General features: G+C 52.7%; 21 protein-coding genes. 18 read left to right on the top strand and 3 right to left on the bottom strand.

From position 1 onward, the window contains the following. The first annotated feature begins 6 nt into the window (after positions 1-6). Together otsB and otsA are read left to right on the top strand one after the other, a co-directional pair. Positions 7-813: a trehalose-phosphatase gene (otsB, locus tag JWF83_RS20530; protein WP_413652265.1), complete on the top strand. Its 807-nt coding sequence runs from the start codon at positions 7-9 to the stop codon at positions 811-813. Further along, complete coding sequence (otsA, locus tag JWF83_RS20525; protein WP_413652264.1) at positions 788-2,227, top strand: alpha,alpha-trehalose-phosphate synthase; 1,440 nt, start codon at positions 788-790, stop codon at positions 2,225-2,227. Before otsB ends, otsA begins: the two co-directional genes overlap by 26 nt. Positions 2,228-2,332: 105 nt before the next feature. On the opposite strand, the gene uspC is transcribed toward otsA, so the two are convergent. Then, entirely contained in the window at positions 2,333-2,752 is a 420-nt protein-coding gene (gene uspC / locus JWF83_RS20520) for a universal stress protein UspC (RefSeq protein WP_413652263.1), read from the bottom strand. 940 nt (positions 2,753-3,692) lie between these two features. On the opposite strand from uspC, the gene flhD reads away from it, so the two are divergent. From flhD to flhE, 15 genes are all read left to right on the top strand, one after another. Continuing rightward, complete coding sequence (gene flhD, locus JWF83_RS20515; protein WP_413652262.1) at positions 3,693-4,046, top strand: flagellar transcriptional regulator FlhD; 354 nt, start codon at positions 3,693-3,695, stop codon at positions 4,044-4,046. Next, positions 4,046-4,624, top strand: a complete 579-nt coding sequence (flhC, locus tag JWF83_RS20510; RefSeq protein ID WP_413652261.1) for a flagellar transcriptional regulator FlhC — start codon at positions 4,046-4,048, stop codon at positions 4,622-4,624. The genes flhD and flhC overlap by 1 nt, the downstream gene beginning before the upstream one ends. A gap of 137 nt (positions 4,625-4,761) precedes the next feature. Further along, positions 4,762-5,649, top strand: coding sequence for a flagellar motor stator protein MotA (motA, locus tag JWF83_RS20505; protein ID WP_413652260.1), 888 nt, complete (start codon positions 4,762-4,764; stop codon positions 5,647-5,649). Then, a complete protein-coding gene (gene motB / locus JWF83_RS20500; RefSeq protein ID WP_413652259.1) occupies positions 5,646-6,677 on the top strand; it encodes a flagellar motor protein MotB in 1,032 nt (343 codons plus the stop codon). Before motA ends, motB begins: the two co-directional genes overlap by 4 nt. A gap of 10 nt (positions 6,678-6,687) precedes the next feature. Next, positions 6,688-8,691, top strand: a complete 2,004-nt coding sequence (cheA, locus tag JWF83_RS20495) for a chemotaxis protein CheA (protein ID WP_413652475.1) — start codon at positions 6,688-6,690, stop codon at positions 8,689-8,691. Positions 8,692-8,715: 24 nt separating this feature from the next. Continuing rightward, positions 8,716-9,213, top strand: coding sequence for a chemotaxis protein CheW (gene cheW / locus JWF83_RS20490; protein ID WP_413652258.1), 498 nt, complete (start codon positions 8,716-8,718; stop codon positions 9,211-9,213). A gap of 160 nt (positions 9,214-9,373) precedes the next feature. Continuing rightward, positions 9,374-11,026 (top strand): methyl-accepting chemotaxis protein, encoded by a 1,653-nt coding sequence (locus JWF83_RS20485; protein WP_413652257.1) that lies wholly within the window; start codon positions 9,374-9,376, stop codon positions 11,024-11,026. A 111-nt stretch (positions 11,027-11,137) separates the two neighbouring features. Beyond that, a complete protein-coding gene (locus JWF83_RS20480; protein ID WP_413652256.1) occupies positions 11,138-12,817 on the top strand; it encodes a methyl-accepting chemotaxis protein in 1,680 nt (559 codons plus the stop codon). A gap of 285 nt (positions 12,818-13,102) precedes the next feature. Beyond that, a complete protein-coding gene (gene cheR / locus JWF83_RS20475) occupies positions 13,103-13,978 on the top strand; it encodes a protein-glutamate O-methyltransferase CheR (RefSeq protein ID WP_413652255.1) in 876 nt (291 codons plus the stop codon). Next, entirely contained in the window at positions 13,975-15,024 is a 1,050-nt protein-coding gene (locus JWF83_RS20470) for a protein-glutamate methylesterase/protein-glutamine glutaminase (protein WP_413652254.1), read from the top strand. Before cheR ends, JWF83_RS20470 begins: the two co-directional genes overlap by 4 nt. A 41-nt stretch (positions 15,025-15,065) precedes the next feature. Continuing rightward, positions 15,066-15,455 (top strand): chemotaxis response regulator CheY, encoded by a 390-nt coding sequence (gene cheY, locus JWF83_RS20465; RefSeq protein WP_413652253.1) that lies wholly within the window; start codon positions 15,066-15,068, stop codon positions 15,453-15,455. A 9-nt stretch (positions 15,456-15,464) separates the two neighbouring features. Further along, on the top strand, positions 15,465-16,109 hold the full coding sequence (gene cheZ / locus JWF83_RS20460) for a protein phosphatase CheZ (RefSeq protein WP_413652252.1): 645 nt from the start codon (positions 15,465-15,467) through the stop codon (positions 16,107-16,109). 184 nt (positions 16,110-16,293) lie between these two features. Then, positions 16,294-17,445 (top strand): flagellar biosynthesis protein FlhB, encoded by a 1,152-nt coding sequence (gene flhB / locus JWF83_RS20455; protein ID WP_413652251.1) that lies wholly within the window; start codon positions 16,294-16,296, stop codon positions 17,443-17,445. Then, complete coding sequence (gene flhA, locus JWF83_RS20450) at positions 17,438-19,525, top strand: flagellar biosynthesis protein FlhA (RefSeq protein WP_413652250.1); 2,088 nt, start codon at positions 17,438-17,440, stop codon at positions 19,523-19,525. Before flhB ends, flhA begins: the two co-directional genes overlap by 8 nt. Then, a complete protein-coding gene (gene flhE / locus JWF83_RS20445; protein WP_413652249.1) occupies positions 19,522-19,917 on the top strand; it encodes a flagellar protein FlhE in 396 nt (131 codons plus the stop codon). Before flhA ends, flhE begins: the two co-directional genes overlap by 4 nt. A 51-nt stretch (positions 19,918-19,968) precedes the next feature. Here flhE and argS read toward each other — a convergent pair whose 3' ends face one another. Next, positions 19,969-21,699, bottom strand: coding sequence for an arginine--tRNA ligase (gene argS, locus JWF83_RS20440; protein WP_413652248.1), 1,731 nt, complete (start codon positions 21,697-21,699; stop codon positions 19,969-19,971). Between the two features lie 648 nt (positions 21,700-22,347). Here argS and JWF83_RS20435 point away from each other — a divergent pair. After that, a complete protein-coding gene (locus tag JWF83_RS20435) occupies positions 22,348-22,914 on the top strand; it encodes a VOC family protein (protein ID WP_413652247.1) in 567 nt (188 codons plus the stop codon). Here the strand turns inward: JWF83_RS20435 and JWF83_RS20430 are convergent. Continuing rightward, positions 22,911-24,053, bottom strand: a complete 1,143-nt coding sequence (locus JWF83_RS20430) for a MalY/PatB family protein (RefSeq protein WP_413652246.1) — start codon at positions 24,051-24,053, stop codon at positions 22,911-22,913. The two genes, JWF83_RS20435 and JWF83_RS20430, sit on opposite strands and share 4 nt — an antisense overlap. Positions 24,054-24,075: the final 22 nt, after the last annotated feature.

Genomic DNA, 24,075 nt, shown 5'->3' with positions numbered 1-24,075 from the left:
AAAGGTGTGACCAGAGAATCCGATGTATTCCCTTCCATAGGTGGCGGCCTCTACGCGTTTTTCTTCGATGTCGATGGCACGCTGGCTGCCATTAAACCGCGCCCTGATGAGGTGTCGATCCCGGCGGCGGTACGTCATAACCTGCAAGCCATATCGACGCTGAGTCACGGTGCGCTGGCGCTCATCTCCGGCCGGCCGATCGCCCAGCTGGATGCGCTGGCCGCGCCATTACAGGTGCCGCTGGCGGGGGTTCATGGCGCTGAGCGCCGTGATGCCCGCGGCGAGCTGCACTGTCTTACGCTGCCCGCGCAGGTGGTCGCCGCACTCGACGCCATGCTGAATAGCAGTATGGCCAACTGGCCTGGCACTCAGCTGGAAACCAAAGGCATGGCGTTTGCGCTGCATTACCGTCAGGCAATGCAGTATGAAAGCCAGGTGTTGCAACTGGCAGAGTCAATGGTTGAGCGCTTCCCGATGCTGGCGCTCCAGCCGGGGAAATGCGTTGTGGAATTAAAACCGCAGGGAACCGATAAGAGCGCGGCAATCCGGGCCTTTATGCAGGAAGCGCCTTTTGCCGGACGTATTCCGGTATTTATTGGTGATGATTTGACTGATGAAGCTGGATTCCTGGTGGTGAACGCCATGCAGGGTTTATCAGTGAAAGTCGGTGAAGGTTCCAGCCATGCCCGTTATCGCCTGAAGGGCGTGGACGAGGTTTATGCCTGGCTGGAGCAGATGAAATTACAATTAGATCAAGACAAGACAACGTCGGTAAGGAGTAAAGGTTATGAGTCGCTTAGTGGTCGTATCTAACCGTATCGCTGTACCCGATGATTCGAAGGCCAGTGCTGGTGGTTTGGCAGTCGGTATTCTGGATGCGCTGAAAAAAACCGGTGGATTATGGTTTGGCTGGAATGGTGAAATCAGCACCATTACCGAAGAGGACGATGAGGAACAACTGGGGATCGTTAAACAGGATGGTATTACCTATGCGTCATTCAGCCTGAGCCAGAACGATTACGATCTCTATTACTGTCAGTTCTCCAATACGGTAGTGTGGCCCGCTTTCCACTACCGGCTGGATCTGGTGCAGTTCCAGCGTGAAGCCTGGGAAGGCTACTGCCGGGTTAACGAACTGCTGGCGCAGCGCCTGCAACCCTTAGTGGAGCCGGATGATATTCTGTGGATCCACGACTACCATCTGCTGCCGTTCGCCGCCGCCTGTCGTAAACTGGGCATGAAGAACCGTATCGGCTTCTTCCTGCATATTCCTTTTCCTACGCCGGAAATTTTCAACGCGTTGCCTCCGCATCAGGAACTGCTGGAAATGATGTGCGATTACGATCTGCTGGGTTTCCAGACGGAAAGTGACCGTACCGCCTTCCTCGAAAGTCTGACGTTGTTGACCCAGGTGCAAAACAAAGGGCCGAAGCGGCATCGGGCTTTTGGCAATACCTTCGCCACCGAGGTGTATCCGATCGGTATTGAGCCAGAAAGTATTAAAGAGATGGCAGAAGGACCGCTGCCGCCGAAAATGGCCGCCATGAAGCGTGAACTGGGTGATGCGAAAAATATTATCGCCTGTGAGCGTCTGGATTACTCGAAAGGGTTGCCGGAGCGTTTTCTGGCCTATGAAGCATTGCTGGAAAACTTTCCTCAGCATCGCGGCAATATCCGCTATTCGCAGATTGCGCCAACTTCCCGTGGTGATGTGCAGGCTTACCAGGATATTCGTCATCAGCTGGAAACCGAAGCGGGTCGCATTAACGGTAAATATGGCACGCTGGGCTGGACGCCGCTCTACTACCTTAACCAGCACTTTGACCGTCGTCTGCTGATGAAGATTTTCCGGCTGACCGATGTCGGGCTGGTGACGCCATTACGCGACGGGATGAATCTGGTGGCGAAGGAGTATGTCGCCTCGCAGGACCCGGACGATCCGGGGGTACTGGTGCTGTCGCGTTTTGCCGGTGCGGCGAATGAGCTGACCGCAGCGTTAATCGTCAACCCTTATGATCGTGATGAGGTGGCGGCGGCGCTGGACCGGGCGCTGACCATGCCACGAACCGAGCGCATTTCGCGTTACAATGACATGATGGCGGTATTGCGTAAAAACGATATCACTCACTGGCGCGAGAGCTTCCTGCAAGATCTGCAGTCGATTGCGTCCCGTGCTGACGATCACGAGGTGGCCAATAAGGTCGCCACCTTTCCGCGATTAGCCTGATATAAATAAAGGGTGTAGCAATACCGCCCGAAATAATATAGCCAAAGGAGCCATTTATGGCTCCTTTTTTATTATTACTGAGCGCTTAAAATTTTGGCATCGGTGCTACAACGGCACAATCAGCACGTCAATTTCGCTGCAATTGATCACCCGCCGCGCCGGGCTAAGTAAACGTTTAAAAAAGTGCTGGTTATGGTTGCCGCAGACCACCAGATCAATCTGGTGCTGGCGACAGTTGGCAATCAGGTGGTGACCCAGTTCGCCGCAGGCAATATGGCAATGAGATATCGGGTAATTTGCCCTGGCTTTCAGTTCAGCGATAAACAGCTGCAGCTCCTCATGCATGAGCTGGCGCGGGTTTTCGAGCATCGGCGCGGCAAAATGGTTATAGAGTTCAGGATCGGCAGCCAGAGTGATCAGACTTACTTTGCCGCCATCGGGGCGTACAATTGATACCGCCTTTGCTACCAGCAGATGGCTCTCTTCTGCCAGTGTAATCGCAACCAATGCGTGGTTGTAAGCCATTTTATCCTCCGCAACCTGACTGACTAAACAGCTGAAAAATCGCCAGAATATTTAAGTATCAACAAAGGTGAAAATGATGCTTGTTAGTTAAAATAGTACAAAAAACAGACTAAAAAAGGGATAAAATAAAAAAATCCACTTTTTAGCTAAAGAAAAATTCGGGTGGGCCGATAGTAATGACGAAATCCGTTCGAGATCGCGAAAACATTCAATTCCCTTATGTAACCTCCTGTTACATGCTTTACCGTCTCCTGAACGCTACTCTTAAAATGTTAACGAATCATTGCGCTACGCTGCGTAAACACTGCCGTTATCCCCGTTTTTAATCTGCTTATCGTGTAAATAGTTTCTGTGGGAAACTAATTTTTTACGCCGATGTTGTGGTGTTTGTTTGGTGTTTTGTGCTGATTTTTGTATTTTAATTAGATTTAAATGTTAATTTATAAGCAATTATCCGTGGTGTTATTTTAAAATGACTTAAAAGTAAGCATTTTTATTGGCTAATGAATCCCTTCGGGCTGAATTTGGCAAAAAATGGGGTAATTGGTTATTTTTTGTTCTAATCAAAAGCGTAACTGATGGGTTAGTCGAAAAGATTTGGCTTAAAAGTGTGATCTGTGTCACACTTTATCTAAAATTACCTGCTTCGCTCGTTGTATGTAGAAATCAGAGGGGATAGAGTTGCGTTGCTTTCAGAATATTCTTAAAAGATGAAGGCGCACTTCAGGGAAGATTGTTAAAACTCAGGCCAGAGTGAAGGCAAAATGGGTAAGACGACTCACTGAGGCAGTATCCGGCTAGAAACAGCATAGTTTCAGCTAACGTTTGGCTACAGCCACATGTTTTTGCCATCTTCAGATTTACCAAACCAGCAACCAGGGTAGCGGAATTTTATTCCGTGAACGTTAATGAAGTAGCGTCAGTCAGGATGGAAAAAATAATGGGTACATCAGAATTACTCAAACATATTTACGACATCAATTTGTCATATTTATTGCTCGCACAACGTTTAATTAACCAGGAAAAAGCCTCTGCAATGTTTCGCCTCGGGATCGATGAACCGATGGCTGATGCGTTGGCAAAATTAACCTTACCAGAAATGGTTAAACTGGCCGAAACCAATCAACTGGTATGCCAGTTCCGCTTTACCGACCACCAAACTATTAATCGTTTAACGCAGGAATCACGTGTGGATGATTTACAGCAAGTCCATACCGGTATCCTGTTATCCAGTCGTTTATTACGCGATGCTTCACCAAAAGTTGAAGATTTGCCGAAAAAGAGGGCTGGATAATGGTTGAGAAAAGTATTGTTCGTGAAGCCCGTGATATTCAACTGGCGATGGAGTTAATCTCGCTGGGTGCGCGCTTACAAATGCTGGAGAGCGAAACGCAGCTCAGTCGCGGGCGTCTGATCAAATTATATAAAGAGCTACGAGGCAGTCCACCACCTAAAGGCATGCTGCCATTCTCTACCGACTGGTTTATGACCTGGGAACAGAATATTCATGCCTCTATGTTTTGTAATGCCTGGCAGTTTTTACTGAAAAGCGGATTGTGCAACGGCGTGGAGGCGGTGATCAAAGCTTACCGTCTCTACCTGGAGCAGTGCCCTCATGCCGATGAAGTCCCGTTGCTGGCGCTGACTCGTGCCTGGACGCTGGTGCGCTTTGTCGAGAGCGGCATGCTGGAGTTGTCCAGCTGCAAATGTTGTAACGGCAGTTTTATTAATCATACGCATCAGCCGGTTGGCAGCTTTGTCTGCAGCCTGTGCCAGCCACCATCACGCGCGGTAAAAAGACGTAAACTTTCCACGGAGTCTGCCGATAGTATTCCACAACTGCTGGATGAACAGGTTAAACGCGCCGTTTAAGATTGTTCGAAACGTGGAATGACATCCAGCAGCGGTTTTTAACCGCTGCTTTTTTTTGCCCCACGTTTAACGAATAACACCTTCGGCTCTCTGGCTTAACTTACACCAACACGTTACTTGAGACGTAAGGATTTATTGTGCTGGTTATATTGGGATATTTGATGGTAACAGGCTGTGTGCTGGGGGGCTACATGATGGTCGGTGGTCATCTTGGCGCGCTGTACCAACCCTCAGAATTATTGATTATCGGCGGTGCAGGCATTGGTGCCTTTATTGTCGGCAATAATGGCAAATCAATAAAAGCCACAATGAAGGCCTTACCGTTATTGATGAAAGGCTCAAAATATAACAAAGCGGTCTATATGGACCTGATGGCGTTGTTATATCGCCTGATGGCGAAGTCGCGCCAGCAGGGCATGCTATCACTGGAAAGGGATATTGAAAGTCCACGTGAAAGTGAAATCTTTGCTAATTACCCGCGCATTGTTGCCGATAACCGTTTAGTAGACTTTATAACCGACTATCTGCGGCTAATGGTGAGTGGGAATATGAACGCATTTGAAATCGAAGCCCTGATGGATGAAGAGATTGAAACTTATGAGCATGAGTGTGATGTGCCTGCACAGGCGCTGGGTGCGGTAGGGGACTCGTTACCGGCATTCGGTATCGTTGCCGCGGTAATGGGCGTGGTACACGCGCTGGCGTCAGCGGATCGCCCGGCAGCGGAACTGGGCGCGTTAATTGCCAATGCGATGGTGGGTACCTTCCTTGGCATCCTGCTGGCATACGGTTTTATTTCGCCATTATCAGCAGTGCTGCGGCAGAAGTGTTCCGAAACCACCAAGATTCTACAGTGTATTAAGGTGACATTACTTTCAAGCCTGAATGGCTATGCGCCGCAGATTGCGGTGGAGTTTGGTCGTAAGACCCTTTACTCCACGGATCGACCGTCGTTTATTGAGCTGGAAGAGCATGTACGTAATGCCAAATCACCAGCGGCACAGACTTCGGACCAGGACGCATGAAAAATAGCAACCACCCGATTGTGCTGGTAAAGCGGCGCAACTCGAAAAAACATGAGGGTTCGCATGGGTCATGGAAAATCGCCTATGCCGACTTTATGACGGCGATGATGGCCTTTTTCCTGGTGATGTGGTTGCTGGCGATTTCTAACCCTAAGCAACTGGTACAAATTGCTGAATATTTCCGTACTCCACTTAAAGTGGCTCTGACCGGCGGACAGCGCAGTAGCGATAGCTCAAGTCCGATTCCTGGCGGCGGTGATGATCCGACCCAGCAGAAAGGGGAAGTAAGAAAAATGGTCGATCTGGACGCGGAGAAACGCAAGCTGGATGAAATCCGCCTGAACCGTCTGCGTGAAAAGCTTGACCAGTTGATTGAGGCTGACCCGCGTCTGCGCGCGTTGCGCCCACATCTTATTATTAACATGGTGGAGGAGGGGCTGCGTATTCAGATTATCGATAGTCAGAACCGCCCGATGTTTAAGACCGGCAGTGCGGACGTTGAGCCTTATATGCGCGATATCCTGCGGGCGATTGCGCCGATCCTCAACGATATTCCGAACCGCATCAGTCTGGCGGGACACACCGATGATTTCAAGTATGCCAATGGCGATCGCGGCTATAGCAACTGGGAACTGTCGGCGGACCGTGCCAACGCCTCACGCCGTGAACTGGCGATTGGCGGTCTGGATGGCAGCAAGATGCTGCGCGTGGTGGGCATGGCTGACACCATGAGACTGAAAAATCGCGATGGGCAGGATGCGGTAAACCGTCGTATTAGTTTGCTGGTATTGAATCATGATACCGAAGCGCAGATAGAAAAAGAGAACGCCGAAAGTGATGCAGTACAGATCAACGACGCAGACAGTATGAAACACGTTACCGCACCGGCTGAGCCGTCGGCCGCGGAATTAACACCAGACCCTAAACCTTCACAGGCCGCCCCGAACACGCAGCCGCAACCGGTAAGCACATTACCGGCCGCGCCTGCCAGTCCGTCGCAGCCTAATCGCGACTCACAGCCGAGGTGATAACGTGAGCATGGATATTAGCGATTTTTACCAAACGTTTTTCGATGAAGCCGACGAATTGCTGGCTGACATGGAACAACACCTGCTAGGACTTGATCCACAGGAGCCCGATTCGGAACAGCTAAACGCCATTTTCCGTGCGGCCCATTCGATTAAAGGCGGAGCGGGTACCTTTGGTTTCACTGTATTACAGGAAACCACGCATATTCTGGAGAACATTCTGGACGGTGCACGCCGCGGTGAAATGCAGCTCAGCACCGATATCATCAACCTGTTTTTGGAAACTAAAGATATTATGCAGGAACAGTTAGATGCCTATAAAACCGCTACGGAACCGAACGCTGAGACGTTTAAGTATATCTGTCAGGCGTTGCGCCAGCTGGCGCTGGAAGCGAAAGGCGAAGTTATTGAGCCAGCGAAAAAAGCCAGCGCTGCTGCAGAGCCTGTGGTGGTTGCTGCTGCCGGTGTGCGTCTGGCGCTGGTCGATCTGAAGCCGAATGAAGTCGATCTAATGCTGGAAGAGCTGGGTAACCTCGGCACGCTCAGTGATATTACCAAAGGACAGACTTCCGTAGAGGTGACGCTCGATTCATCGGTCGGTAAAGATGACATCGTTGCGGTGCTGTGTTTTGTCATCGACGAAGCCCAGATCAAATTTATGGATCAACCGGCGCCGGCAGCGGTCGCCGCGGTGGTCGAAGCGGCGCCGGCGGCGGTAGAAGCGGCTGACGTGGCGGAAGATGAGCCGCAACTGGCCACGGTCAGTGATATTACGCCAGTTGCCAAACGCGAAGCGAAAAAAGCCGCTCCGGCCCGCGGCAGCGAATCAAGCAGTATCCGCGTGGCGGTGGAGAAGGTCGATCAGCTGATCAACCTGGTCGGTGAGCTGGTGATTACCCAGTCGATGCTGGCGCAGCGTTCCAGCGAACTTGACCCGGTTAATCATGGTGAGTTGCTGAACAGCATGGGTCAGCTGGAGCGTAATGCCCGCGATCTGCAGGAATCGGTAATGTCGATTCGTATGATGCCGATGGAGTATGTGTTCAGCCGCTTCCCACGTCTGGTGCGTGATCTGGCCAGCAAACTGGGCAAAGAGGTGGAACTGACGCTACAGGGCAGCTCGACCGAACTGGATAAGAGTCTGATCGAGCGCATTATCGACCCGTTAACCCATCTGGTGCGTAACAGTCTCGATCACGGCATTGAATCGCCGGATAAACGTATGGCGGCGGGTAAAACGGCGGTCGGTAATCTGATCTTATCAGCGGAACATCAGGGCGGAAATATCTGCATTGAAGTGACCGATGATGGCGCCGGTCTGAACCGCGAACGTATTCTTGCCAAGGCGCACTCTTCGGGGATGCAGGTAAGCGATACGATGAGTGATGAAGAAGTCGGCATGCTGATTTTTGCCCCGGGCTTCTCGACCGCTGAGCAGGTCACCGATGTTTCCGGCCGCGGCGTGGGCATGGACGTGGTGAAACGGAACATCCAGGAGATGGGCGGCCACGTCGAAATCAGCTCCCGGCAGGGCAAAGGCACCACCATCCGCATTTTGCTGCCGCTGACGCTGGCGATCCTTGACGGTATGTCGGTACGAGTGGCGGAAGAGGTGTTTATTCTGCCACTGAATGCGGTGATGGAATCACTGCAGCCGCTGGCCGCAGATCTTCACCCGCTGGCGGGTGGTGAACGCGTGCTGGAGGTACGTGGCGAATATCTGCCACTGGTGGAAATGTGGAATGTATTTGAAGTTCAGGGCGCTAAAACTGAAGCGACGCAGGGCATCGTGGTGATCCTGCAGAGCGCCGGAAAACGCTATGCGTTGTTAGTTGATCAGCTCATTGGCCAGCACCAGGTGGTGGTCAAAAACCTTGAAAGCAACTATCGCAAAGTGCCGGGTATTTCAGCCGCCACCATCCTCGGTGATGGCAGCGTGGCGCTGATCGTAGACGTCTCGGCACTGCAATCTTTAAACCGAGAAAAGCGTGTGGCCGGCGGTGCCGCAGCCTAATTGTAACCGATTAAGGGTAGACTTATGACTGGATTGGCAAATGTCACTAAAATCACTGGCGAAAGCGTAGGCCAGGAGTTCCTGGTATTTACACTCGGTGATGAAGAGTATGGTATTGATATTCTGAAGGTGCAGGAGATCCGCGGTTACGATCAGGTAACGCGCATCGCTAACACCCCACAGTTTATTAAAGGTGTGACTAATCTGCGCGGCGTTATTGTGCCGATTATCGACCTGCGGATTAAATTCGACCAGCCTGATGTCGATTACAACGATAATACCGTGGTGATCGTCCTGAATCTGGAACGTCGTGTGGTGGGTATCGTGGTAGATGGCGTTTCTGACGTGCTGTCTCTGACGCAGGAGCAAATTCGTCCTTCGCCAGAATTCGCGGTCACCATGTCCACGGAATACCTCACCGGGCTGGGTGCGCTGGGTGAACGTATGCTTATTCTGGTTGACATCGAAAAACTGCTGAGCAGTGAAGAGATGGAACTGATGGATACGCTGCGTAGCGCATAATTGACAGATGCGGGGCCGGGGTTAACCGGCCCCGCATCTGTTTTTAATTGATAATAATTATAACTGTGCATATAAAAACATTTCCGAGCGCGAATAAACTCCCTCCATCGTTATAGCAATTAAATTGTTAACTTTCACTTAGCACATATCAAGGGCAAATATGTTTAAAAGTATCAAGGTGGTAACCAGCTTAATTCTGGTGCTTATGGTTTTTGGCGCCTTGCAGTTAGTCTCTGGTGGCCTGTTTTTTAGTGCGCTAAAAAACGATAAAGATAATTTCGCCGTAGCCCAAAATGCCAGTATGAATGTGGCGTTATTTACCGATGCATGGATTGCACTTAATCAGACGCGTATTACCCTTAACCGCGGTATGTTGCGTATGCAAAGTAATGATACCTCTTCGCTGGCGGTGTTAGCAGAGCAGGGGAAGAAACAGCTGGCGCAGGCAAAGCAGTATTATGCTGATTATAAATCTACCCCTGATACTCCGGGGCTGAATAAAAATCTGTCCGATGAGCTGGAACAGAACTTTAATATTTACAGCGGTGCGCTGGAACAGATGTTGGCCATGATGACCAATAATCAGCTGAAAGAGATGTTCGGCCTGAATGTTGAGCAGAAACAAAACGGCATGCAGGCCATTTATGGCAAATGGCGTGAAGCGCAGGCGGTACTGACTGCAGCCGGCGTGCAACAGAACCAGTCGGCTTATCAGCAGATGATGTGGATTCTGGGCAGTATTATGCTGCTGGTGGTGGCGGTGATTGTGGTGTGCTGGGTTGGTTTACAACGCATTTTACTGCAACCGTTGCAGCAGACTATCGTCCATATCAAACATATTGCTGCCGGTGATTTAACTCAGCCTATCGCAGTAGAAGGTCGCAGTGAAATGAGTCAGCTGGCGTCCAGCCTGCAGCATATGCAGCAGGAGCTGGTGCGTACGGTGAGTGATGTGCGTGATGGTTCCGACGCGATCTTCACCGGAGCGAGTGAAATTTCTGCCGGTAATAACGATCTCTCTGCCCGTACCGAAGAGCAGGCGGCATCGCTGGAAGAAACCGCCGCCAGTATGGAGCAACTGACGGCCACCGTGAAGCAGAACGCCGAAAACGCCCGTCAGGCGTCGCAACTGGCGCTCAGCGCCTCGGAAACCGCCCGCAAAGGTGGCCAGGTGGTGGATGGTGTGGTGAAAACCATGAGCGATATCGCCGGCAGTTCGAAGAAAATCGCCGATATCATCAGTGTTATCGATGGCATTGCCTTCCAGACCAATATTCTGGCGCTGAACGCGGCGGTAGAAGCGGCGCGCGCCGGTGAACAGGGCCGTGGTTTTGCGGTGGTGGCCGGCGAAGTGCGCAGTCTGGCGCAGCGCAGCGCCCAGGCGGCGAAAGAGATTAAGACCCTGATTGAAGACTCTGTCAGCCGGGTTAATACCGGCTCCACCCTGGTGGAAAGCGCCGGTTCAACCATGAATGATATCGTCGGCGCGGTAACGCGTGTCACCGATATTATGGGGGAGATCGCCTCGGCGTCGGATGAGCAGAGTCGTGGTATTGACCAGGTCGGACTGGCGGTAACGGAAATGGACCGCGTGACCCAGCAGAACGCCGCGCTGGTGGAACAGTCAGCCGCCGCCGCCGCCGCGCTGGAGCAGCAGGCCAGCCATTTAAGCCAGGCGGTGGCGGTATTTAAAGTGCGTGCGGAGAAGGCTATTGCCGATGCCCGCCGGCCAGCGCCGCGCTCTTTAGCCGCGCCGGCGGTGCAAAAAGCCGCCGCGCCAGCAACTTCAGAAGGTAACTGGGAAACATTTTAATTATTTGGGGGCAGTGTTGCTGCCCCCACCGTAAAGGTTCCCCTTGCGCTGCCGATAATCCCCTACAGAGAGCATTGTAATTCTGTTGATGGCAAAGTGATAAGGGAAAGCATGTTTAAGCGTATGAAAGTGGTGACCAGTCTTATTTTAGTACTGGCCATATTTGGCGCCCTGCAATTAATGTCTGGCGGGTTGTTTTTTCAGGCATTAAAAAGTGATAAAGCTAATTTCGCTCTTACCGAGCAACTCCGTCGCGAACAGACTAATCTGACCGCTTCATGGATAGCCTTAATTCAGACCCGTAATACCCTTAATCGCGCAGGTATGCGCTATATGCTCGATAATAATAAAATGGGCACCGGTACCGGGATGTCAGAATTATTAACGCTGGCGAAAACTCAGCTGGCGACGGCCGAACAACAGTACGCGCTCTATATTGGCGAATTGCCTGATGATGTTAAAACCCTCAGTCATGCGAAAGCCGTGACGGATAATTATCTGATTCTTCATGATGCCCTTGCTGAGCTGATTCGGATGTTGAGTAGCGGCGATATTAAAGGTTTTGTCGATCAACCGACACAGGGTTTTCAGAATGGTTTTGAAGCGGCTTATAACAGCTGGCTGAATAATACCGGCGATCTGTTTGCCCACGGGTCGGCACAAAATGATGCGGCTTATCAGCAGGCGATGTGGGTGCTCGGCATTGTGTTGCTGGCGCTGCTGGCGATAGTTGTGCTGGTGTGGCGCGGCATGCATCACATCCTGTTACGTCCACTGGATATCACCATTGATCATATCCGCCATATCGCCAGCGGCGATCTGACGCAGCCAATCGCGGTAGAAGGGCGCAGTGAAATGAGTCAGCTGGCCTCCAGTCTGCAGCATATGCAGCAGGAGCTGGTGAAAACGGTCAGCGATGTGCGTGACGGTTCCGACGCGATTTATACCGGCGCCAGCGAAATTTCCGCCGGCAACAATGATTTGTCGGCACGAACCGAAGAACAGGCGTCGTCGCTGGAACAGACCGCTGCCAGTATGGAGCAGCTGACGGCCACGGTGAAACAGAATGCCGAAAATGCCCGTCAGGCATCAAAGCTGGCGCTCAGTGCCTCAGAAACGGCGGAGAAGGGCGGCAAAGTGGTCGATGGCGTGGTGCGAACCATGAGTGATATTGCCGGCAGTTCGCGCAAAATCGCTGACATTATCAGCGTTATCGATGGCATTGCCTTCCAGACCAATATTCTGGCGCTGAACGCGGCGGTAGAAGCGGCGCGTGCCGGTGAACAGGGCCGTGGCTTTGCGGTGGTGGCAGGCGAAGTGCGTAGTCTGGCGCAGCGCAGCGCCCAGGCGGCGAAAGAAATTAAGACACTGATTGAAGAATCCGTTAATCGGGTCGATACCGGATCTGTACTGGTCGAAAGTGCTGGCGAAACGATGCACGACATTGTGAATGCCGTTACCCGCGTTACCGACATCATGGGCGAAATCGCCACGGCTTCTGATGAGCAGAGCCGGGGTATCGACCAGATTGGCCTGGCGGTGACCGAGATGGACCGGGTTACTCAGCAGAATGCTTCACTGGTTGAACAGTCGGCGGCAGCGGCTGGTGCGCTGGAAGAACAGGCCAGCAGACTGTCGCAGGCAGTCGCGGTGTTCAGAATTCGTAAAGAAATTTCTGATCGCGCCGTTAACATAAATATAGCAAATAAAACCGCTCCGGTTGCCGCGCTGGCTGCTTCATCGCCAAAAGCGGGCAATAAGGGTTCTGACAGTAACTGGGAAACTTTCTGACAAGGTATTTGCGCCGCCCGTAGCGGGCGGCACGGGTCGCCCAGACGGTCAGTTATCGGGATAAGGTCAGGCAACAGAACGTCGCGCTGGAATAGGAAGCGGCATCTGTCACCGAAGCGCCGAAAAGGTATGCCGCGCTGCTCAGCACCGCTGTAACGCGAGTTTTTCTCGCTGCTGAAGCAGACGCCATATTTTTCCGGTTGTCGCTGGTGACCTCCAGGGAAGTAACGCAAGGAAGTGGCATCGTATTAACCCTTTAATCAGCCTTTTGCTGGGTGGCCTTAGATGAAAAAATCGACGTTGCAGGCAGCGCCCGAAAACGCCACGCTGCTGTCCCAAATGGTACAGCGTCTGCCGCTATCGGATACGCATTTCCGTCGTATCAGCCAGCTAATATATCAACGTGCTGGCATCGTACTCGCCGATCACAAACGTGAGATGGTTTACAACCGTTTGGTTCGTCGCCTGCGTACGCTTGATATTGATGACTTTGGTGCTTATCTGGCGTTGCTGGAACACGACCCTAATAGCGCGGAGTGGCAGGCGTTTGTTAATGCGCTCACCACTAACCTGACGGCTTTTTTTCGTGAAGCGCACCATTTCCCGATTTTGGCGGAACATGCGAAACAGCGTACCGGAAACTTTAGTGTCTGGAGTACCGCGGCATCAACCGGTGAAGAACCGTATTCGATAGCGATGACTCTGGCGGAAACGCTGGGGACCGGACCAGGGAAGTTTCAGATCCATGCCACCGATATTGATACGCAGGTACTGGAAAAGGCGCTGGCAGGGGTCTATCGCCAGGAAGAGCTGCGTACTTTATCGCCGCAGCAGATGCAGCGCTTTTTCCTGCGCGGCACCGGGCCTCATGCCGGTATGGTCAGAGCTCGTCCGGAACTGTCGAATCTGGTGACTTTTGCCCAACTTAATCTGCTGGCACCGGAGTGGTCGCTACCCGGACCTTTCGATGTCATTTTCTGCCGTAACGTAATGATCTACTTCGATAAAGAAACACAAGAAAAGATCCTGCGGCGTTTTGTTCCGTTGCTGAAACCTGGTGGCCTGCTGTTCGCGGGGCATTCGGAAAACTTCAGCCAGATAAGTAAAGAGTTCTATCTGCGCGGACAGACAGTCTATGGGCTGACTAAGGAAAGAAAATGAGCAAAATCACAGTCATGTGCGTTGATGACTCAGCGCTAATGCGGCAGTTAATGACGGAGATTATTAACAGCCACCCGGATATGGAAATGGTGGCAACGGCACCGGACCCTCTGGCCGCGCGCGATTTGATCAAGCAATACAATCCACAGGTTTTAACGCTGGATGTCGAGATGCCGCGTATGGATGGTCTTGATTTTCTGGAAAAGTTAATGCGTTTACGTCCGATGCCGGTGGTGATGGTGTCATCGCTGACCGGAAAAGGTTCCGAAGTGACGCTGCGGGCACTGGAACTGGGCGCGGTAGATTTTGTTACCAAGCCGCAGCTGGGCATCCGCGAAGGCATGCTGGCGTATAGCCAGATGATTGCCGATAAAGTGCGCGCCGCCGCCCGCGCCAAACTGCATGTTCGTATGAGTGATGTGCCACTGGTAATGCTGAAAGCGGGTCCGTTGCTCAGTAGTGAGAAGTTAATTGCCATTGGCGCATCAACTGGTGGCACTGAGGCGATCCGTCATGTGTTACAGCCACTGCCCGCCACCAGCCCGGCGTTGCTGATAACCCAGCATATGCCGCCGGGTTTCACCCGCTCTTTTGCCGAGCGGCTGAACAAGCTGTGCCAGATTACGGTGAAGGAAGCGGAAGACGGCGAGCGTATTTTACCAGGGCACGCCTATATCGCCCCAGGGGCCATGCATATGGAACTGACGCGTAGCGGCGCTAACTATCAGGTGAAACTGAATGAAGGCCCGCCGGTCAATCGTCATAAACCGTCGGTCGACGTGTTATTCCACTCGGTGGCGCAGTATGCCGGACGTAATGCGGTGGGAGTGATCCTCACCGGCATGGGTAACGATGGCGCAGTAGGCTTAAAGGCCATGCATCAGGCGGGGGCATGGACCATTGCTCAGAACGAAGCAAGTTGTGTGGTTTTCGGTATGCCGCGTGAGGCTATTGCGCACGGGGCGGCCAGTGAGGTGGTGGATCTCCACCAGATCAGCCAGCACATGTTGGCAAAAATTAGCGCCGGACAGGCATTACGCATCTAACCAAAGCCCGTCCCGCGGGTCGAGATAACACAGGAGTTGATATGGTTGATAAAAACATGCGCTTTTTGGTGGTTGACGATTTCAATACGATGCGTCGTATTGTACGCAACTTACTCAAAGAGCTTGGCTTTAATAATGTCGAAGAAGCAGAGGACGGTGCAGATGCGCTGAATAAACTGCGGGCGGGCGTTTTTGATTTCGTTATTTCCGACTGGAATATGCCGAATATGGACGGGCTTGAATTATTGCAAACCATTCGCGCTGATAGTGCGATGGGGAAGTTACCGGTACTTATGGTAACGGCAGAGGCCAAAAAAGAGAACATTGTCGCGGCTGCGCAGGCGGGTGCCAGTGGCTATGTAGTTAAACCTTTTACTGCAGCAACCCTGGAAGAGAAGTTAGGTAAAATCTTCGAAAAACTGGGTATGTAAGGAGACGTGATGAGCGAACTTCCGAAACCAAGCACCAACCCGGCACCTGCCCAAGATATCATTGCGCAGATTGGCTCACTGACACGTATGTTACGTGACAGTCTGCGTGAACTGGGTCTTGATAAAGCGATTGCCGAAGCAGCGGAAGCGATTCCGGACGCCCGTGATCGTCTCGACTATGTAGTACAAATGACAGCACAGGCTGCGGAGCGCGCCCTGAACTGTGTGGAGGCTTCACAACCTCGCCAGACGGAGTTAGAGAATGGCGCCAAAGATCTAAAGGGGCGCTGGGATGAGTGGTTTGAAAATCCCATTGAGCTTTCCGACGCGCGCTCACTGGTTTCGGATACCCGTAGCTATCTGGAAATCGTGCCGGTCCATACCTCGTTTACCAATGCGCAGCTGATGGAAATCATGATGGCGCAGGACTTCCAGGACCTGACGGGCCAGGTAATCAAGCGCATGATGGATGTGGTGCAGGAGATTGAACGTCAACTGCTGATGGTGTTGATTGATAACATGCCGGAAGGTAGTCAGCGCACGAAGAAAGAGAGCACTACTCTGCTAAACGGCCCGCAGATACATAGCGATGCGCCGGGTGTGGTTGCCAATCAGGATCAGGTTGACGATCTGCTGGATAGCCTCGGATTTTAATGTTGCGTGAAGTTATGGGACGCAGTAATGCGCCCCTCTAAACAGAGGCCGCAGTACTGCGGCCCCTGTTATTATTTTTCCCATCCGTAAAATAACCGCTATTTTCTTTCTCTACTCCCGCCATCAGACCGGCGCGGTTTTGGCATGCTGGTACCTGAAATTCCGCATATAGAGGTTAGCTGCCGTGTCTCAAGACAGCGATGAGGAAAAAACAGAATCCGCCACACCCCACCGAATAGAAAAAGCGCGTGAGGAGGGGCAGATCCCGCGTTCGCGCGAGCTGACCTCATTATTAATGCTACTCATTGGTCTGATGATCCTCTGGCTGGGTGGTGAGCTAATGGCGCGCCAGCTGTCAACGATGATTTCGACCGGTTTGCATTTCGATCATCGTATTATTAGTGATGATAAACAGATTATTCGTCAGGTTAGTACGTTATTAGGACAGGCAGTCTGGGCGCTGTTACCGATAATGGCAGGTTTGGTGATAGTGGCGATTGCGGCGCCAATGCTGTTGGGCGGCGTGGTAATTAGCGGGAAGGCGATTAAGTTTGATTTTAGCAAAATGAATCCGCTGACAGGGCTGGGACGGATGGTGAGCGCCCAGGCCTGGACGGAACTACTGAAAGCGATTCTGAAGGCGATTCTGGTCGGTAGCGTGACCGGTTGCTATTTGTGGAGCAACTGGCCGGATATGTTGCGTTTACTTAACGAATCACCGATTGCAGCGCTGCATCATGCACTGAATATTATTGCCGTTTGCGGACTGTTTATTTTGTTGGGGTTGGTGCCGATGGTGGCTTATGACGTTACATGGCAGCTATACAGCTACTTTAAAGGCTTGCGTATGTCACGTCAGGACATCCGCGACGAATTTAAACAGCAAGAGGGCGACCCGCATATTAAGGGGCGGATTCGCCAGCAAATGCGTGCAGCGGCACAACGCCGCATGATGTCCGATGTACCGAAAGCGGATGTGATTGTGACTAACCCGACCCACTATTCGGTGGCGCTGCAGTATGACGAAAAGAAAATGAGTGCGCCGAAAGTGCTGGCAAAGGGGGCGGGTGATATTGCTCTGCGTATCCGTGAGATTGGACAGGAAAACCGTATTCCGATTTTGGAGGCACCGCCACTGGCACGTGCGCTCTATCGACACAGTGAAATTGGTCAACATATACCCGGCGCGCTGTACGCAGCCGTCGCAGAAGTACTGGCATGGGTATGGCAACTGCGCCGTTGGAAAGTACAAGGCGGTCTGATGCCGAAGAAACCTGAACGTTTGCCGGTGCCGGATGCACTGGACTTTGCTGGAGAGAATAAAACTGATGGCTAATTTGGCCGCTTTACTACGGTTACCGGGCAACTTCAAAGATACGCAGTGGCAGGTGCTGGCTGGGCCGGTGCTGATCCTGATGATTCTGTCGATGATGGTACTGCCATTACCGGCATTTATCCTTGACCTGTTGTTTACCTTTAATATCGCCTTGTCGATTATGGTCCTGCTGGTGGCAATGTTTACCCAGCGTACGCTGGATTTTGCCGCCTTCCCGACCATTCTGCTGTTTTCGACCTTACTGCGTCTGGCGCTGAACGTTGCCTCTACCCGTATCATTCTAATGGAAGGGCATACCGGCGGAGCCGCGGCGGGACAGGTGGTGGAAGCCTTTGGCCACTTCCTGGTCGGCGGCAACTTCGCCATCGGTATTGTGGTATTTATTATCCTCGTACTTATCAACTTTATGGTTATCACCAAAGGTGCCGGACGTATCGCCGAAGTGGGCGCGCGTTTTGTGCTGGACGGGATGCCCGGTAAGCAGATGGCCATCGACGCCGACTTAAACGCCGGTCTGATTGGTGAAGATGAAGCCAAAAAGCGCCGTTCTGATGTCACCCAGGAAGCTGATTTCTACGGTTCGATGGATGGTGCCAGTAAGTTTGTCCGTGGTGATGCCATCGCTGGCATTATGATCATGGTGATCAACGTAATCGGTGGTCTGATCGTCGGTGTGATGCAGCACAGTATGGCGCTGGGCCATGCGGCCGAGACCTACACGTTGCTGACCATCGGTGACGGGCTGGTGGCGCAGATCCCGGCACTGGTGATCTCCACGGCCGCCGGTGTGATTGTTACCCGCGTCAGTACTGACCAGGACGTGGGTGAGCAGATGGTCACTCAGCTGTTCAATAATCCACGGGTGATGATGTTAAGCGCCGGGGTATTGGGTCTGCTGGGGCTGGTGCCCGGCATGCCGAACTTTGTGTTTTTATTGTTTACCGGTGCACTGCTGGGGCTGGCATGGTATATGCGCGGCAAAGAGATGAAGCCGAAAGCGGCACCGCAGACCACAACAATGAAACCGAAAGAAACGGCGACGGCGACTGAGGCATCCTGGACCGATGTGCAGCTGGAAGATTCGCTGGGGATGGAAGTGGGCTATCGGCTGATCCCGATGGTGGATTTTCAGCAGGATGGCGAGCTGCTGGGACGCATTCGCAGCATCCGTAAAAAATTCGCCCAGGAAGTCGGCTTTTTGCCGCCGGTGGTGCATATTCGCGACAATATGGAACTGCCGCCCGCCCGTTACCGTATTTTAATGAAAGGGGTTGAAATCGGTAGTGGTGATGCCTATCCGGGGCGCTGGATGGCGATTAACCCGGGAACGGCCGCCGGAACTCTGCCGGGTGAAGCGACTGTCGATCCGGCGTTTGGTCTGGCCGCGGTGTGGATCGAAAGTGCGTTAAAAGAGCAGGCGCAGATTCAGGGCTTTACCGTGGTGGAAGCCAGTACCGTGGTCGCGACCCATCTTAACCATCTGCTCGGACAATATTCCAGCGAGCTGTTTGGCCGTCAGGAAGCACAGCAACTGTTGGATCGCGTCACCCAGGAGATGCCGAAACTGACGGAAGATTTGATTCCGGGAGTGGTAAGCCTGACGATGCTGCATAAAGTGCTGCAAAATCTGTTGACCGAGCGGGTTTCGATTCGTGATATGCGCACCATTATTGAAACGCTGGCGGAACATGCGCCAGTACAGACCGACCCGACTGAGCTGACCTCGGTGGTGCGTGTAGCGCTGGGCCGCGCTATCACCCAGCAGTGGTTTCCGGGTAACGGTGAAGTTCAGGTTATCGGACTGGATACCACCCTGGAGCGGCTGTTACTGCAGGCGTTGCAGGGAGGGGGCGGGCTGGAACCCGGGCTGGCGGACCGTCTGCTGGTTCAGGCGCAGCAGGCGTTGCAACGGCAGGAGATCCTTGGTGCGCCGCCAGTGCTACTGGTCAATCATCCGTTACGTGCTTTACTGGCGCGCTTTTTGCGCCGCAATCTGCCACAGTTAATGATCTTGTCTAATATGGAACTGACCGATAACCGGCAGATTCGCATGACCGCAACGATTGGTGGTTCGTCATGATCAGGCTGCTGACAGCGATAATGCTGTGGTTACCGACGCTGGCGCTGGCGGCTTCCGGGGCCTGGAGCGCCAGTGATACTGGTGCCTCTTTAAGCCTTCGCGGCATGACGGTGCGTTCGCGGCCGCTGTCACCGCCGCAGCCTGTCAGTGGCGCGATGACCGAGGTTCACTGGCGTTATATGCTGACCGGGCCAATTCCCGCAGGATTGCAGGCGAAATTATGTGCAGTCGACCGCTGTATCGCGCTTGAAGGCAGTAGCGGTGTCACCCGCGGTTTATCTAACGTTGCCGCGGGTGAAAGTCTACGTTTTGTTTTTTACGCCCAGGGAAAAGGACGGTTGTTCCCCGTAGTCAGGGTATTGAGTAATCAGGTTACGGTAAACTACAAATAAAAAGGTCGACACCAGCCGACCTTTTTATCTGCGTTACATCCCGGAGTCTGATTACATCCGTTCGACGGTTTCAATGCCCAGTGTATCCAGACCCTGCTTCAGCGTCTTCGCGGTTAACAGCGCCAGCTGCAGGCGGCTCTGCCGGGTGGCTTCATCGTCAGCGGTTAAAATCGGGCAGTGCTCATAGAAGCCGGAGAACAGACCGGCCAGATCGTAGAGATAGGCGCACATCACGTGCGGCATACCATCGCGCGCCACCTGAGTGATGGTTTCTTCAAACTGCAGCAGGCGGGCTGCCAGCGCCGCTTCGCGATCTTCAGTAATATTCACCTTGCCGGTCAGACCGGATAACTCAATCCCCGCTTTACGGAATACCGACAGCACACGGGTATAGGCATACTGCATATAGGGCGCGGTATTGCCTTCAAACGCGAGCATATTGTCCCAGTCGAAGATGTAATCAGTGGTGCGGCTTTTCGACAGGTCGGCGTATTTTACCGCGCCGATACCGACGCTATTGGCCAGAGCCTTCAGCTCGTCCGCGGGCATATCCGGGTTTTTTCCGGCGACCAGGGTGGTGGCGCGCTCAACCGCTTCATCCAGCAGGTCGGAAAGCTTAATGGTTCCACCGGCGCGGGTTTTAAATGGACGCCCGTCTTTACCCAGCATCATGCCAAACATATGGTGCTCAAGAGGCACAGACTGCGGTACATAACCGGCTTTACGTACGATGGTCCATGCCTGCATCAGATGCTGATGCTGGCGTGAGTCGATAAAGTACAGTACGCGGTCGGCATGCAGGGTTTCATAACGATATTTCGCGCAGGCGATATCGGTGGTGGTGTAGAGGTAGCCGCCATCCTTTTTCTGGATGATCACGCCCATCGGTTCGCCCTCCTTGTTTTTAAACTCATCAAGGAAAACGACCGTCGCGCCTTCGCTCTCTACCGCCAGTCCCTTTGCCTTCAGGTCGGCAACAATGCCCGGCAGCATATCGTTGTACAGGCTCTCGCCCATAACATCTTTACGGGTTAGCGTAACATTCAGACGATCATAAACCAGCTGGTTTTGCGTCATGGTGATATCGACCAGTTTCTTCCACATCGCACGGCAATACTCATCGCCACCCTGCAGCTTTACCACATAGTTACGTGCACGCACGGCAAAGTCTTCGTCTTCATCGTAGGTCTTTTTCGCTTCGCGGTAGAAGGCTTCGAGGTCGGAGAGCGCAATATCACCATGCTGCTCATTCTGCTGCTTCTCCAGATAAGCGATCAGCATACCAAACTGGGTGCCCCAGTCGCCGACGTGGTTGGCGCGGATCACTTTATGGCCGAGAAACTCCAGCGTACGGGCGGCAGCGTCACCGATAATGGTGGAGCGCACATGACCCACATGCATCTCTTTCGCCACATTCGGCGCCGAGTAGTCGATAACCACTGTCTGCGGCTCTACCGGCGTGACGCCCAGGCGCGGTGCGCTGAGCGCGGCATCAACCTGCTGCGACAGCCACTGACGATCGAGGAAAATATTGATAAAGCCAGGACCGGCAATTTCGACTTTGCTGGCAATTCCGTTCAGATCGAGATGTTGCAACACCTGTTCTGCCAGTTGTCGCGGTTGCTGGTTCAGTTTTTTTGCCACGGACATAATGCCGTTAGCCTGATAATCACCAAACTGAACTTTCGCCGACTGACGGACCTGAGGTTCGCAATCTGCGGCGGCGCCTACCGCAATCATCGCCTGACTGACTTTTTCTGAAAGGAGAGCCTGAATATTCACCGAGTTACCTTTATAAGCTTAAAAAGGCCCGTCTGTGGGCAGATCGAGCCGTCGTCATCGCCTCGCCTGACAGCCTGTGCTGCTGCTGTACAATGGCGCTGCGGAAATAGAAGAGGAAAAGTATACTGTATTTGTTATATGGCGTCAGTAGCAGGAGGTAGGGTGGAAACATTGCTGCAGATGTTTCCCCCAGAAAATGCGGAAGTTTAACGCCGACGAAGATGTCGGAGATGACGATGGGGATTGCTCACCGTTTTTTCACTACGCACCTTCCAGTGGCGGGTAATAGCAAAGCCCATCAGCGCGATTAGGATTGCAACAACGATTAACATAAGCATAAAGCTGTTCCTTGTGTGATGGTCAGTCAAATCTATAAGAAACACTGCTGGGCTGCAATTAAGGCAAATGCAATTAGGAATATCCTTATTGGGTAAATAAAATTAAAGTAAAACAGAAGGTTAAGAATGGCTTTATAAATTTTTTTTTGGTGCTGTACCGCCATAAACTGGATGCGAAATCTACAAATTAACCTTATCCATAAGGAAGTTTTACAGCGGGGTAATATTTTGCAGTGTTAACTGGCCCCCGGGCGCCGTTATCACTGAGCGGTAACTATTAATAAAACTACTTAAATCTGAGGGGAAACCGGTGTCGGCGTGGAAATGTGTAGAAAATTTAAATGATCTTGTCAGCGATTTAGCACGCTTTGAACAAGCGCTAAACCAACTGGCGCAGGTTCTGGGGCTGTCGCTGGCTGAACTGGCAGCCGATCATATTGCTGTTCGCTGCCATCAAAACACCACTGCAGCACGATGGAAACAGGGTTTATCACAAGTTGGCGAACTTTTTTCGGAAAAGATGATTAATGGCCGCCCAATCTGCCTGTTCGCTCTCGCGCAGCCGCTGCAGGTCGGGCCATGGCAGATTAGCGTAATTGAACTGCCGTGGCCTGGCCAGACACTTTACCGCCATGAAGGCTGGGAACATGTCGAGATTGTGCTGCGCGGCGATGTCGCGACGCTGGGAGCGCGAGCGCTGGCTTTGCTTTCTGATGAAGGTTTAGCCCGGCGTGATATTTCGATTAAAACCAGTTCGCCGCAGGGCGAGCAGGAGCGCCTGCCTAATCCGACACTGGCGGTAACCGACGGCAAAGTCACTATCAAATTCCATCCGTGGAGTCTGCAGGAGATTGTGGCCAGCGAGCAGGGGGCTTAAAGTGTGCTGACGGCCCGCTCCATACGGCTGAGAGCTTCATGCAGCGTGGCGCGGGTACAGCCGAAATTAAAGCGCACAAACGCATCGTCACCGAAATCGCGGCCGGGAGAGAAGCCGAGCCCGTGCTGTTCAAACCAGATTGCCGGGCTGGCGACCGCCAGCTTTCCGGCATCAATCCAGCCAAGGTAGGTACCTTCCGGCGCCACCATCGATAAGCCTTCGATGGCATTGACGCGCGCCACCAGTTGATTGCGGTTTTCGCGCAGATAGTGCAGTTGTGCATCAAGCCATGGCTGACCATCGCGCCAGGCGGCGGTGGCTGCCACCAGCGCCAGGATATCGACGTCTGGCACAATACCTTTGCGCTGCTGATTAAAGCGCTGGCGCAGTTCCCGATCGGGAATAATCGCCAGCGAGGCGCCCAGCCCGGCAATATTAAAGGTTTTCGAGGGTGAGATTAGCGTGACCGAGCGGCGGGCCGCGTCTTCGCTCAGGCTGGCAAACGGAATATGTTGTACGCCTGGCTCCAGCAATAAGTCACAGTGGATCTCATCGGAACAGACAATCAGCTGGTGGCGTTGTGCAAATGCCAGCTGTGCTTCCAGCTCTTCGCGACGGTAGACGGTGCCGCCAGGATTTTGCGGATTACACAGCATCAGCAATTTTTCGCTGCCGCGCATCTGCGGGGCGGCAGCTTCAAGATCCATTAACCAGCGGCCCTGTTCAAGACGCATTTGCAGATTCAGCTGGCTACGCCCGGCCAGTTTCGCCGCCTGGCGGAACGGTGGGTAGATCGGCGTTGGGGCGATAGTGCCTTCACCGGCGGCGGTAAAGGCACGCACACAGAGATTTAGGCCGCTGACAATGCCGGGCAGAAACACCAGCCACTCCGCTTCAACCTGCCAGTCGTAACGTTCAGCCATACGCTGAATAACAATATTAATCAATTCGTGCGGTGTGTCGCCATAGCCAAATACACCGTGTGCAATGCGTTGTTGCAGCGCGGAAATAATACAGTCCGGCGAACGGAAATCGGTGTCGGCGACCCACAGCGGCAGCACATCGCGATCACCATATTTGTGCCATTTAACACTATCGCTGTGACGTCGGTCTATCCATTGATCAAAATTGAATGCCATGATTATTATTCCCGATAAGATA

The sequence above is a fragment of the Pantoea sp. B65 genome, assembly GCF_047308185.1.
Lineage (GTDB): Bacteria > Pseudomonadota > Gammaproteobacteria > Enterobacterales > Enterobacteriaceae > Erwinia.
This window is presented reverse-complemented; position numbering and strand designations above follow the sequence as displayed.